The 12871-nt window shown below is 35.0% G+C and carries 11 protein-coding genes; 6 read left to right on the forward strand and 5 right to left on the reverse strand.

Features of this window, described 5'->3' with window-relative positions; all coding sequences use genetic code 11:
* Positions 1–166: 166 nt before the first annotated feature.
* The 5 genes from hemL to ACM55I_RS14235 form a co-directional block, all read right to left on the reverse strand.
* On the reverse strand, positions 167–1453 hold the full coding sequence (gene hemL / locus ACM55I_RS14215; protein WP_416847516.1) for a glutamate-1-semialdehyde 2,1-aminomutase: 1287 nt from the start codon (positions 1451–1453) through the stop codon (positions 167–169).
* Between the two features lie 32 nt (positions 1454–1485).
* Positions 1486–2382, reverse strand: a complete 897-nt coding sequence (locus ACM55I_RS14220) for a glucosaminidase domain-containing protein (RefSeq protein WP_416847517.1) — start codon at positions 2380–2382, stop codon at positions 1486–1488.
* Positions 2375–3271 (reverse strand): 1-aminocyclopropane-1-carboxylate deaminase/D-cysteine desulfhydrase, encoded by an 897-nt coding sequence (locus ACM55I_RS14225; RefSeq protein ID WP_416847518.1) that lies wholly within the window; start codon positions 3269–3271, stop codon positions 2375–2377. Before ACM55I_RS14225 ends, ACM55I_RS14220 begins: the two co-directional genes overlap by 8 nt.
* 92 nt (positions 3272–3363) lie before the next feature.
* Entirely contained in the window at positions 3364–5199 is a 1836-nt protein-coding gene (locus tag ACM55I_RS14230; protein WP_416847519.1) for a T9SS type A sorting domain-containing protein, read from the reverse strand.
* A 435-nt stretch (positions 5200–5634) separates the two neighbouring features.
* Complete coding sequence (locus ACM55I_RS14235) at positions 5635–5967, reverse strand: hypothetical protein (protein ID WP_416847520.1); 333 nt, start codon at positions 5965–5967, stop codon at positions 5635–5637.
* Positions 5968–6090: 123 nt separating this feature from the next.
* Here ACM55I_RS14235 and ACM55I_RS14240 point away from each other — a divergent pair, with 123 nt between their 5' ends.
* The 6 genes from ACM55I_RS14240 to ACM55I_RS14265 all read left to right on the forward strand — a co-directional run bounded on the left by ACM55I_RS14240 (position 6091) and on the right by ACM55I_RS14265 (position 12735).
* Entirely contained in the window at positions 6091–6267 is a 177-nt protein-coding gene (locus ACM55I_RS14240; protein WP_416847521.1) for a DUF5522 domain-containing protein, read from the forward strand.
* A 232-nt stretch (positions 6268–6499) separates the two neighbouring features.
* Positions 6500–8482 (forward strand): urocanate hydratase, encoded by a 1983-nt coding sequence (locus tag ACM55I_RS14245; protein WP_416847522.1) that lies wholly within the window; start codon positions 6500–6502, stop codon positions 8480–8482.
* A 49-nt stretch (positions 8483–8531) separates the two neighbouring features.
* A complete protein-coding gene (locus ACM55I_RS14250; RefSeq protein ID WP_416847523.1) occupies positions 8532–9065 on the forward strand; it encodes a DUF4136 domain-containing protein in 534 nt (177 codons plus the stop codon).
* A gap of 57 nt (positions 9066–9122) precedes the next feature.
* On the forward strand, positions 9123–9509 hold the full coding sequence (locus ACM55I_RS14255) for a group III truncated hemoglobin (RefSeq protein WP_416847524.1): 387 nt from the start codon (positions 9123–9125) through the stop codon (positions 9507–9509).
* A 112-nt stretch (positions 9510–9621) separates the two neighbouring features.
* Positions 9622–10755: an esterase-like activity of phytase family protein gene (locus ACM55I_RS14260; RefSeq protein ID WP_416847525.1), complete on the forward strand. Its 1134-nt coding sequence runs from the start codon at positions 9622–9624 to the stop codon at positions 10753–10755.
* A gap of 222 nt (positions 10756–10977) precedes the next feature.
* Positions 10978–12735, forward strand: a complete 1758-nt coding sequence (locus tag ACM55I_RS14265; RefSeq protein WP_416847526.1) for an aromatic amino acid hydroxylase — start codon at positions 10978–10980, stop codon at positions 12733–12735.
* Positions 12736–12871: the final 136 nt, after the last annotated feature.

Genomic DNA, 12871 nt, shown 5'->3' on the forward strand with positions numbered 1-12871 from the left:
TCTCTAACAATTTGAAGCTTTAAAGACATACTGTAATCGCGTTGGGTGCGTTTTACATAATTTATGTTTTCTTCCATAACGATCTTTTTTGTGTATCGCTATTTCAGGACGGGACAAGATTCTAAATAATAAAACTTCCGGTCTAAGCCGGAAGTTTTTTTTATAATTAAAAAGTTTTAGAAACCTTATCTACAGCTTGAATTGTAAAATCTAAATCATCATACGTTAGTGCATCAGTGATGAACCAGGTTTCGTAAGCGGATGGAGCAATATAAATTCCTTCCTGTAATAATCCATGAAAGAATTTTTTGAAGGTTTCATTATCTCCTTTTGCAGCAGATTGAAAATCGACTACCGGAGCAGCATCAAAATGTACTGAAACCATCGAACCAATTCTGTTTATCGTAAAAACAACATTATTTGCTTTCAAAACTTTTTCCATGCCTGCAGCTAAATAGGCAGTTTTTTCTTCTAATCTTTGAAAAATAGCACGATCCGTATCTAACGATTGTAACATTGCTAATCCTGCTGCCATTGCTAACGGGTTTCCAGATAAAGTTCCTGCTTGATAAACTGGACCTAATGGTGCCAGATAATTCATAATTTCGGCACGGGCAGCAAAAGCACCAACCGGCAAACCTCCTCCAATTACTTTTCCGAAACAAACTATATCAGCAGTTATATTGAATAATTCTTGAACACCACCTCTGGCAAGTCTGAATCCCGTCATCACCTCATCAAAAATCAACAGAATTCCATTGTCAGTACACAATTGGCGCAAGCCTTCTAGAAAACCTTTATTTGGCGGAATACAACCCATATTTCCAGCAACAGGCTCTACGATAATAGCTGCAATTTCATTTTTATTAGCTGTAATTAAAGCTGCTACATTCTCTAAATCATTGTAACGTGCCAACAAAGTATCTTTGGCAGTTCCAGCAGTTACTCCAGGACTGTTTGGTGTTCCAAAAGTAATTGCTCCACTTCCAGCCTGAATCAAAAATGAATCCGAATGACCGTGATAACAACCTGCAAATTTGATTATTTTATCTCTTTTAGTAAATCCACGAGCGAGTCTTACCGCACTCATACAAGCTTCAGTTCCTGAATTTACAAATCTAATTTTATCAATATTAGGAACCATAGAAACTGCCAAAGCTGCAATTTGAGTTTCTAATTCTGTGGGCATTCCAAAAGAAGTTCCCAATTTAGCTTTCTCAATCACGGCTTGTACAACCGGCTCAAAAGCATGTCCTAAAATCATTGGGCCCCATGAATTGATGTAATCAATCAAACGGTTTCCATCTTCATCATACATATAAGCACCTTTGGCACTTTTAACAAAAATTGGAGTTCCACCTACCGCTTTAAAGGCTCTTACTGGTGAATTTACTCCTCCTGGAATTACTTTTTCTGCTTCAGCAAAGAGCTGACTACTTCTTGTATATAACATTTATAAATTTTGAGTTATGATTATTTTTTAAATTATTTCACTATCAGTTTTTGCCCAATAGAAAGTATATTATTCGAAAGATTATTGATCCTTTTCAATTCATCCACCATTAGGTTAAATTTCTTCGAAATAGAATAAAAAGTATCTCCTTTTTGAACTTCATATAAAGCTAAATCTTCTCTTTTTGATTTTTTAGTTTCTAATGTCAATTCTTCTACCAATTGTTTTTCATTCGACACATAATTTACATCTAAAACCTGATTGTCATATTGATGCAAATTATAGCGTTCAATATAGGAAATCAATTTATCAGGATATCTTGGATCTGTTGCATAACCTGCTGTTCTTAATCCTTTGGCCCAAGCCTTATAATCTCCTTTTTGTAATGCAAATAATTTAGCATATCTACTTCTACCAGTTAGAAATATAGCATGGTCTTTAAACGATTCCGATGGATAATTGTATTTTCTGAAGCATTCCTGTTCAGAATCATCATCATGCCTCACACTTTCTCCAGTCCATCCTTCGTGACATTTTATACCAAAATGATTATTGGCACTTATAGCCAAATCGCCTACTCCAGCACCCGATTCTAAAATTCCCTGGGCCAAAATAATGCTGGCAGGAATGCCATAATTCTTCATATTCCCCATCGCAATATCTTTGAATTGAGAAATATAAGCTTTAATCACTTCATTAGTAACCACTGTTTTTGATGTGGAAACAATTACTTCCGTCTCTTGATTATTTTGTTCTTGCTTTTCAGGTTTTGCATATAACGGTTTCGCTATATTAGGCTTTTTAGTAGTATTAACTACTTGTGATTTTGGTTTTACCGGAACTTTTTTTGTAGTTATAATAACCGGTTTTGTGGCTTTACAGCCTACCAAAAATAATAGTATAAAAAGCAGTAGAATTTTTTTAAACATTGATATTGATTGTTGGTAATTGTTTGTTTCTTAATTTCATATTCATTCCCTGAATTCCTTGAATTCCACCAGTATGAATTAGTAAAATTTTTGATTGAGCCGGAAAATAGTTGTTCTGTATTAAATCTATAACGCCAAAAACCATCTTTCCTGTATAAATAGGATCCAAAGGAATTTGATTTTCGGCATAAAACCGATTAATAAAATCGATTAATGCTGAATTTACTTTTCCATAACCTCCAAAATGATAGTCCGTAATTAATTCCCAATTCTCATTTTGGGCAAAATTACGAATTTCATCTTTTAAAAAATCACCTTTTAAAGCTGGAAATCCTAAAACTTTTTGATGCGGTAAAACACTGTTTATAATTCCTGAAATGGTTCCACCTGTTCCTATTGAACAACAGATATAATCAAATTCAGCATCGTCCTCAGTTAGAATTTCCTGACAGCCCTTGATGGCCAATTCATTGGTTCCTCCTTCTGGAATAAGATAGAAATTGCCGAATTTTGTTTTTAATTTTTCTAAAAATGAGATCTCACTTTTCAAGCGATACTCCTCCCTGGAAACAAATTCCAATTGCATTCCGCAGTTTTGAGCGAATGATAAAGTTGGATTTTCTGAAATTTTACCTTCTAATTCTTCTCCTCGAATAATCCCAATAGTTTTGAATCCCTTTTCTTTTCCTGCAAAAGCGACTGCTGCGATGTGATTTGAAAAAGCACCTCCAAAAGTCAATAGTGTTTCCTCATTATTCTCTTTCGCCTGAAGCAAATTATACTTCAACTTTCTAAACTTATTTCCCGAAACAAATGGATGAATCAAATCTTCTCGTTTGATATACACTGAAATTGAATTTGGAAATGATATCGTTACCTGTTGATTCAAACTAAATATTTTTTACAAAGGTAAAATTAATATATAATAAAAAATGCAATCCTCACAGATTGCATTTTTCGTTTTCTATTTATTTCTGGAATTTAATTTCTAATGATAATTTTTTTACCCACCTCAATATTGTCTTTCGTCGATAACTTAACAATATAAATACCATCGCCAAGACCCGATGTAGAAAATTTATACGAGGAATTCACTCCTAAATCTTTTTTACTGAAAATTAATTTTCCTGCTACATCATACAAACCACAAGTAGCAAGATCTATTAACAATGGATTATTGATTGTCAAATTTTTAGTTGAATTATTTTGATAGACCACAAAACTCTCACTAGCTAAATCCTTAACCCCTAAAGTAGAATTACTTTTAAAAGTAATTTCAAATTGTGTATTATTGACCCCAGCAGGCAATGTCAATTCATGGAAATCATTTTTTATATCAAAATATTTATCTGCTACCTTATCGTGTAAATAAACATTGTTTGCCTCAGTAAAATTCAAAATTTCCTTAACCGTAATTTTATAATTGGCTTGATCTCCATTCCTAAAACCAATTGGAATACTCTTATCAACATCAAAGTTTACGGCATCAATAACATACTCCGTATCTTCTAATACGAAGTAAACATCCGCTGGAGAATCATCACTTGAGGACATTGCATCCATTGCACGATCAACTCCATCAGTTGCTTCAGGAATAAATGCCAGCGCAAGTTGACGAACTCCTTGATTATTCATCAATGTATTGAATCTAATTTGTGGTGTTGGTAAAAGACTCACTTTAGTATAATCAAAACCAGAAACAGATTGAATTTTGGACAAATAATCGCCATTGGTTTTCGTTTTATTTTGATTTGCACTTTTATTAAATTGGGAATAATTTGACGCTCCTTCTTTGACAAATACTCGGTAACTATTTTTCATTTCTACTGTTCCATTTGCAGTTCCATCAATCATAAATCCCTGCCCCACAGGACTAAATCGTCTTTCATAAATTCCACCTGTTCCAGTACTTGATCCCTCATTACCGGAACCATCATAAGAATAGAATGTTGCCGGAACATAAATACCTGACCCTGATCTAGAAACTGGGGAAAAAGTTCCATATCCTCCTTTGTAATCTGCTATATAATGAGAACTTACCGTTTTGTCCTGCTCCCAGAAATAAGCAATCCCTGTACAATTTATTGCATCGGTTAAAAAGGCAGACAAATCTATTGCTGATGGATACGGATTACCCGTCAATGTGAATTCTTGATCTAATACATTAATAGAAATGGTTCCGTCATTAGGTTTTCCTCTAAAATCATATCGTTGTTGACTTGTCGGATTGTTTTGAACTCCATTTACCGTAGTTAAATTTGTTCCTGAAGTCCCTTTCATCGTAAATCCCTCTCCTGCATTTATACTAGAAGCGGATCCAACTTGAGTCCAATTTGAATATCCTGATGAAGCTACTAATTTATTAATCCAAAAAGGAGCAATTGCCAATGGACTAGCTGTACCATTGTAATTATTCATCGCTAAAATAGTAGGATTATTGCTATTCGTCAAATCTACAATATCTTTAAGTTGGGTAATCCCAAAAGGAGAATTTCCTGCTGTAGCAATATTCCCTCCCACTGGGGAACACCAATAATTAAATTGGAAATTATTAGTTGACCCTTCTTGAAAAACAGATAAGTTTCCAACTCCTTTATTAGCTCCTGCTACGGTAGAAGCTTGCAATAACTGCGCATCTTTCCTTAAGTAAAAATTACTGCTCGCAGCATTTAATTCCAAGCCTTGTTTTATATAAACAACTTCATTATTTACAAATACATTCGTATTGGCACTTACAAACATTTGCGCATTGATATTACTCTGAAATAAAATTCCAGAAATAATCAATAGTGTTTTTTTAAGTAATTTTGAGTTCATAAGCTTCTGTATTAAATTAATTTGTACTTTTTTAATGAGCAATTCCATTAGATGTAATAACATCTTTAATGATAGAAAATGAAGCTATTAGGAATAATAATAAAATTTCTGATGCGTTTATAATCCCATTTGTCAGAAAACCAAACCCAACATTTAATATTTCATCTAAAGTTACAAAAAAACAGGTTCACAAGTAGTTGTAATGCCGATAAAAAGTATAAAAAAAACGTTTAAATATATATTTTTTAATTTTAAACATATAATTTCCTACAATTTAAATTAAAAAACAAAACCAAATATACTTGATTCAATAATTTCGATATTAGACAGAAAAAGCTAAAAATACTAATTATTTAATATTTTTTGAATCTCAAACTGGAGTAGTAAAAGAGTCCTTAAATTCCCAAAGTTATAATCTGATTCGTGACTGCTATTTTATAGAGAAAGATATTTTGCAAATCGTAAAAAAGATCTGTTTTTCAAATACTCTAAATCTTTTTCATTAGCGTAAGCTTCTCTTTCGAAACTGATATTTCTATAGGCTAAATCAGCTTTTTTATATTGAATCAAACGAAAAAGATATTCTATAAAATACCAAATAAAAAAAGGCAACACCAAGAGCTCTAATTGTTGGCGCAGGTGTATTTTTTCGTGATTAACAAAAACGGAATTTGCTTTATCAATACGGTATTTTACAAAGACAAAGGGGAATGCGGCCAATCCACGATATCCTTTTGGAATTAAATATTTAGCAACAATTAGAAACATTCGCTATAAAATTTATAAATTTGTACTGATAAATTGGTTCTATTTAATGAAAAACTCAATCGATTGAGTTCTTTTCTTCATTAAAACAATCGCAATGGCATTTACAATAGAATAATCCCAAGTATGATAGAGCAAAGTAATGAAAATAATTTAATAGAAGGGGAAGATTTCTATTACACACCAGAAGGTTATAAGTGTTTCACTGAAAAACACCATTTAAAACGAGGGTATTGTTGTAAAAGTGGCTGTCGTCATTGTCCGTATGGTTTTGATAAAAAAACAGGCACAAATAAAAAGTAGTCCATATTTAGGTTACAGATAGCAGAAATAAAGAGAACGTCAATTCTTCACTAAAACACCAACAAAAAACTAAATGGATATTTGTTTACAGAAATATAGAATCAAAATTCATAAATCCTACCACAGGTCGGATATTCGTTATCCTTAGTGTATTTTTAAAACTAAAATGGTATCCTGTCGAGATACTTTTCTTTTAAAATTACACATAAAAAATTAACGAATAACATCAAAAATGACTTTCCAAGAACAAATACAACAAGGAATTCCTTTGGTTTTACCAGAAACAAAACCATACGAAACGGATATTAATCACGCTCCAAAGCGAAAAGAAATCCTTTCTGTTGATGAAAAAAAACTCGCGTTACGCAACGCCCTACGGTATTTTGAACCAGAACATCACGCTGAATTAATCAAAGAATTCTCAGACGAATTAGAAACGTATGGTCGCATTTATATGTACCGTTTTCGTCCAGATTATAAAATGTATGCGCGACCTATTGCTGAATATCCCGGAAAATGTGAACAGGCAAAAGCAATCATGTTGATGATTCAAAATAATTTAGATTATGCCGTGGCACAACATCCGCAGGAATTGATTACCTATGGTGGGAATGGAGCCGTTTTTCAAAACTGGGCACAGTATCTATTGACGATGCAATACTTATCTGAAATGACCGATGAGCAAACATTGACCATGTATTCCGGCCATCCTATGGGATTATTCCCTTCCCACAAAGAAGCGCCCCGAGTTGTAGTGACAAACGGAATGGTGATTCCTAATTATTCCAAGCCCGATGATTGGGAAAAAATGAATGCATTAGGCGTTTCTCAATACGGACAAATGACTGCCGGAAGCTATATGTACATTGGTCCGCAAGGAATTGTACACGGAACAACAATCACCGTTTTGAATGGTTTTCGAAAAATAAAACGCAGTCCAAAGGGCGGTTTATTTGTAACCTCAGGACTGGGCGGAATGAGTGGCGCACAACCTAAAGCCGGTAATATTGCAGGTTGCATTACCGTTTGTGCCGAAGTAAACCCAAAAATCACCCACATTCGGCACCATCAGGGCTGGATCAATGAGATCGTTGAAAATCTAGATGAATTAGTAAAAAGAGTCACTTTGGCGCAAGCCAATAAAGAAACGGTTTCTATCGGTTATCTCGGAAATGTGGTAGCCATTTGGGAAAAATTTGACGAAGAAAACATTCCTATCGATTTAGGATCCGATCAAACTTCCTTACATAATCCTTGGGCTGGTGGCTATTATCCTGCTGACCTTTCCTTTGAAGAAGCGAATGAAATGATGGCTAACAATCCTGATTTATTCAAAATAAAAGTACAGGAAACATTACGACGCCATACGACTGCAATCAATAAACATACTGCCAAAGGAACCTATTTCTTTGATTATGGAAATGCTTTTTTACTGGAAGCTTCCCGTGCAGGTGCCGATGTTATGGCCGAAAATAATATTGATTTCAGGTATCCCAGTTATGTACAAGATATTATGGGGCCTATGTGTTTTGATTACGGTTTTGGTCCCTTCCGATGGGTTTGTGCTTCGGGAAAACCTGAAGATTTAGCCAAAACAGATTTAATTGCTTGCCAAGTTCTGGAAGAAATGGCAAAAACTGCTCCCGAAGAAATTCAACAACAAATGCAGGATAATATCCAGTGGATAAAAGGCGCTCAGGAAAATAAACTCGTTGTGGGTTCTCAAGCGCGAATCCTTTATGCGGATGCCGAAGGCCGTGTAAAAATTGCCGAAGCATTTAATCAGGCTATTGCCAAAGGCGAAATTGGAACTGTCGTTTTAGGCAGGGATCACCATGATGTTTCCGGGACAGATTCTCCGTACAGAGAAACGTCTAATATTTATGATGGCTCCCGTTTTACTGCTGATATGGCGATACAAAACGTCATTGGCGACAGCTTTCGAGGGGCAACTTGGGTCTCGATTCACAATGGCGGCGGCGTTGGCTGGGGAGAGGTAATTAACGGGGGATTTGGTATGGTTCTTGATGGTACTAAGGAAGCTTCAAGACGTTTGGAATCAATGCTTTTCTGGGATGTCAATAACGGAATTTCAAGAAGAAGCTGGGCACGAAACGAAGGAGCATTATTTGCAATAAAAAGGGCGATGGAGACGCAACCTTTGTTGAAAGTTACCATCCCTAATATAGTGGCAGATAATTTATTGGATTTTTAAAAATTTGAACACATATTTAATAAAAAAATAGTAATCAAACAACTAAGTCATGAAAGCAATTAAACTCCTTCCAGTAGTACTACTTCTTATAGTAGCCTCTTGCAGTTCCGTAAAAGTATATTCCGATTTTGATAAAAATGCAGATTTTAGTCAATACAAAACCTATGCATTTCATAGAAGAGGTATCGATAGAGTCGAAGTTTCAGAATTAGACAAGAAAAGAATTCTTCATGCTATTGACAATGAATTGAGCAAAAAAGGAATGACTAAGAGTGAAACACCTGATTTACTTATTAATATTTTAACCAAAGAAAGAGAACAAGTAGATGTTAGCCAATATAACGCAGGATGGGGTTATGGTTGGGGATGGGGATGGAATCCTTATTTATGGGGAGGTCGTACCTATGTTTCTACTTCAACTGAAGGCACTCTTTATATTGATTTAATTGATGCCAAGAAAAAAGAATTGGTTTGGGAAGGTGAAGGCGTAGGGTATTTGACTCAAAACCGAAAAGAGAAAGAAAAACAAATCAATGAATTTGTGGCTAAAATTTTAGAGCAATTCCCGCCTAAAGCAAAATAGCTGAAGATAAATTTAAACATAAAGCCTACCTTTGCGTAGGCTTTTTTATACCAAATTATGGCAATCCTTACCGACATTACAACTTTGGAAGATATCAAATTACTTGTTGATTCTTTTTACTCTAAAGTTCAAAAAGACCAATTTATTGGACCAATATTCAACGAAAAAATAGGCAGCCGCTGGCCAGAACATTTAGAAAAAATGTATCGCTTTTGGCAAACTATTTTATTCGAAGTTCACTCTTATTCCGGCAGTCCATTTCCTCCTCACAAACAATTACCAGTTTCTAAAGAACACTTTGAGCGCTGGATGGAAATTTTCATTGAAACTACCGATAGTTTATTTGTAGGACCATTAGCCGAAGAAGCGAAAATACGTGCCAAGAATATGGCTGAAATGTTCAATTATAAAATTGAGTATTTCAGGAATGCCGAAAAAAATTAAATCCTTAACTAATTATTAAAGACTAAGCAATCAACTTTTTTTCGATAACCAGTATCTTTGAAACAAAATACAATTCAACTAAAAGCCACACGAATATTATACTAAATAAAGTATGCGTAAATTTCTAATTCTCTTTGTTTTACAAGCTATCCTGCTTTCTTGTTCCAATTTAAAACAAACTGCCGAAAACAAACCGACTCCCAGTTTAAAATTTATCAGTTCACTTGAAATTCCTTTTAATGAAACTTTTCAAGACACTAAGGTTGGTGGTTTATCCGGAATCGATTATGATCCAAAAAACGACCTTTACTACCTAATAAGTGATGATAGATCCGCTTTTAACGATTCCCGGTTTTACACTGCAAAAATTCGGTTAGTCGAAAACAAATTAGAAAGTATCAATTTTCAAAGCGTCACTACTTTAAAAAATGAAACCGGAAAAAGTTTTGGCAACTGGAATACTAACCCAACAACAGCAGCCGACCCTGAAGATATTCGATTCAATCCCAAAACCAACTCCTTAGTTTGGAGTAGCGAAGGCGCTCGTATAGTTACTCCAGATAAATTAATTTTACAAAACCCTTCTATTAATTTTATAGATTTAAAAGGTAATTTTCTTGGCAAAGCCAAATTGCCAGCGAATTTAGAAATGCAAAAAGCCGAAAAAGGCCCTAGAAATAATGGGACTTTAGAAGGGATTACTTTTGACACAAAATACAAAAACATTTACACGAACATTGAAGAACCTTTATTTGAAGACGACAACCAAGCCAATACGAGTAAAGGAGCTTTAATCAGATTGTATCAATTTAATCTCAAAACCAAAAAGAATACGAATCAATACGCATACAGACTAGATGCAATCGCACATGAACCCAATCCAAAAGATGCTTTTGCCATAAATGGAGTTTCGGCGATTCAATATTATCGTAAAAACCAATTGCTGGTTGTAGAACGCTCTTATTCTACCGGCGCACAAGCTTGCACGGTTAAAGTTTATTTATGTGATTTGAAAAAAGTAACTAATGTTAAAAACTACGGTTCGTTGAAGAACCAAAATTTTGAATTAGCTTCCAAAAAACTGATGCTGAACATGGATGATTTGGGGATTTTTATTGATAATATCGAAGGACTTACTTTTGGACCAAAATTGGCTAATGGTCACCCATCCATTATTTTTATTTCAGATAATAATTTTTCTGAGATGCAAAAAACGCAGGTTTTGGTGTTTGAGTTGGTGGAATAGTAAATCCGAAAAACATCAATCAATCCCCAACTCCCTAGCCAAGATAGCAATGAAAAGCTTTTTGCGAAAGCCGTTTTGGTTTTTCTTGTTTATAAAAAGCGACCGGAGGAAGCTCTTTTATGAACTTTAGAAAAACAAACGGGTTTGTAAAAACTTGTAATGAAAAGCTGGAAATAGCTCCTTAAATTTGTACTTTTACAGGATAACTACAACGATTTCGAAATGAACGCAACTATTGAAAGTAATCCGTTATTAGACCGATTACCAAAGCACTTAAAGCAATTTATCAAACCTCAAGACTATAGTGATTACACGCCTATAAATCAAGCGGTTTGGCGTTATGTGATGCGAAAAAACGTGAATTACCTTTCGAAAGTAGCGCATAGTTCGTACCTCGAAGGATTGAAAAAAACAGGAATCGAGATTGACCACATTCCAAGCATGTACGGTATGAACCGCATTCTGACTGAAATAGGTTGGGCTGCCGTGGCAGTGGACGGATTTATTCCGCCAAATGCTTTCATGGAATTTCAAGCCTATAATGTACTCGTAATTGCTTCCGATATTCGTCAACTCGAACATATAGAATACACGCCAGCACCAGATATTATTCACGAAGGTGCCGGTCACGCGCCCATTATTGCCAATCCAGAATATGCGGAATATTTACGCCGTTTTGGAGAAATAGGCTGTAAAGCGATTTCTTCGAACAAAGATTACCAAATGTATGAAGCCATCCGACTGCTTTCTATTTTGAAAGAGGCAGAAGACACACCACAAACCGATATTGATGCTGCCGAAAAAGCAGTGGAAGATTTGCAGAACAATATGGGCGAATTATCGGAAATGGCACAAATCAGAAACCTGCATTGGTGGACCGTTGAATATGGTTTGATAGGAACTATCGGGAATCCGAAAATTTATGGTGCTGGACTACTTTCTTCTATTGGCGAAAGTGCGTGGTGCATGACGGATAATGTGAAGAAAATCCCTTACGACCTATCAGCAGCTAACCAAAGTTTTGACATTACAAAACTGCAACCGCAACTTTATGTCACTCCAGATTTTGCTTATTTAAGCTTGGTTTTGGAAGAGTTTGCCAATAAAATGGCATTACGAACTGGCGGATTATCAGGAATTAATAAATTGATTCATTCCAATGCTTTAGGAACTATTGAACTGAGTACCGGAATTCAGATTTCGGGTGTGTTTACCAATGTTATTGAAGAAGAAGGAAAACCCGTTTATATCCAAACGACAGGAAAAACTGCCTTATCGTATAGAGAAAAAGAATTAGTGGGTCATGGAACAATCAAACATCCGGAAGGCTTTGGAAGTCCTATTGGAAAATTAAAAGGTATCAATCTCGCTATAGAAGACATGAGTCCAAGAGATTTAAGCGCTTATTCCATCACTGAAAATCAAAGTGTAACACTAGAGTTTGAAGGTGATATTGTCGTAAAAGGAGAAATTATAACTGGTTCCAGAAACCTGCACGGCGAGATTATTTTAATCAGTTTAAAAAACTGTACCGTAACTCATAGAAAAACTGTTTTGTTTCAACCGCAATGGGGCAATTACGATATGGCGATAGGAAAAAAGGTGATTTCGGCTTTTTCAGGTCCTGCTGATGTGAATAGTTTTGATTTGATTTCACATGTTCCTACAAGTAAAACCATCAAGGCAAAACATACCGCAGAACGCGACGATTTAGAGATTTTATATCAAACGATTCTAATGATAAGGGAATCCAAAGACATGCATACTTCTTTAGCGCCCATTTTTGATAAATTACACACCAATCACCCAAATGACTGGTTGTTAGCAGTTGAAATCACGGAACTTTTGAGAGACCGAAACGAACCGCAACTGTTACAGGAAGTTATCGCTTATCTTGAAAATTTAAAAGAAAAAAGACCCGAAGTAGCACATTTGATTGCTGGCGGTTTGGATTTGATTTTTGACAAAGAGAAAGCGTAAAATTTTATTAAACAATTCTTTGATTCATAGGATTACAATAAAAAATAACCGCAAATTGCTTCGCCTGTTCGCTTCCGCTCGGGTCGCAAATTATTTAGCGAATTTGCGGTTATTAAATTTTAAAAGAAATTTAGTT

Source organism: Flavobacterium algoris (genome assembly GCF_048158525.1).
GTDB classification, from domain to species: domain Bacteria; phylum Bacteroidota; class Bacteroidia; order Flavobacteriales; family Flavobacteriaceae; genus Flavobacterium; species Flavobacterium algoris.

Bases quoted from the DNA above. Each gene is read 5' to 3' on its own strand.
- hemL (WP_416847516.1), bottom strand. From the start codon at position 1,453: ATGTTATATACAAGAAGTAGTCAGCTCTTTGCTGAAGCAGAAAAAGTA.
- ACM55I_RS14220 (WP_416847517.1), bottom strand. From the start codon at position 2,382: ATGTTTAAAAAAATTCTACTGCTTTTTATACTATTATTTTTGGTAGGC.
- ACM55I_RS14230 (WP_416847519.1), bottom strand. From the start codon at position 5,199: ATGAACTCAAAATTACTTAAAAAAACACTATTGATTATTTCTGGAATT.
- ACM55I_RS14235 (WP_416847520.1), bottom strand. From the start codon at position 5,967: ATGTTTCTAATTGTTGCTAAATATTTAATTCCAAAAGGATATCGTGGA.
- ACM55I_RS14240 (WP_416847521.1), top strand. From the start codon at position 6,091: ATGATAGAGCAAAGTAATGAAAATAATTTAATAGAAGGGGAAGATTTC.
- ACM55I_RS14245 (WP_416847522.1), top strand. From the start codon at position 6,500: ATGACTTTCCAAGAACAAATACAACAAGGAATTCCTTTGGTTTTACCA.
- ACM55I_RS14250 (WP_416847523.1), top strand. From the start codon at position 8,532: ATGAAAGCAATTAAACTCCTTCCAGTAGTACTACTTCTTATAGTAGCC.
- ACM55I_RS14255 (WP_416847524.1), top strand. From the start codon at position 9,123: ATGGCAATCCTTACCGACATTACAACTTTGGAAGATATCAAATTACTT.
- ACM55I_RS14260 (WP_416847525.1), top strand. From the start codon at position 9,622: ATGCGTAAATTTCTAATTCTCTTTGTTTTACAAGCTATCCTGCTTTCT.
- ACM55I_RS14265 (WP_416847526.1), top strand. From the start codon at position 10,978: ATGAACGCAACTATTGAAAGTAATCCGTTATTAGACCGATTACCAAAG.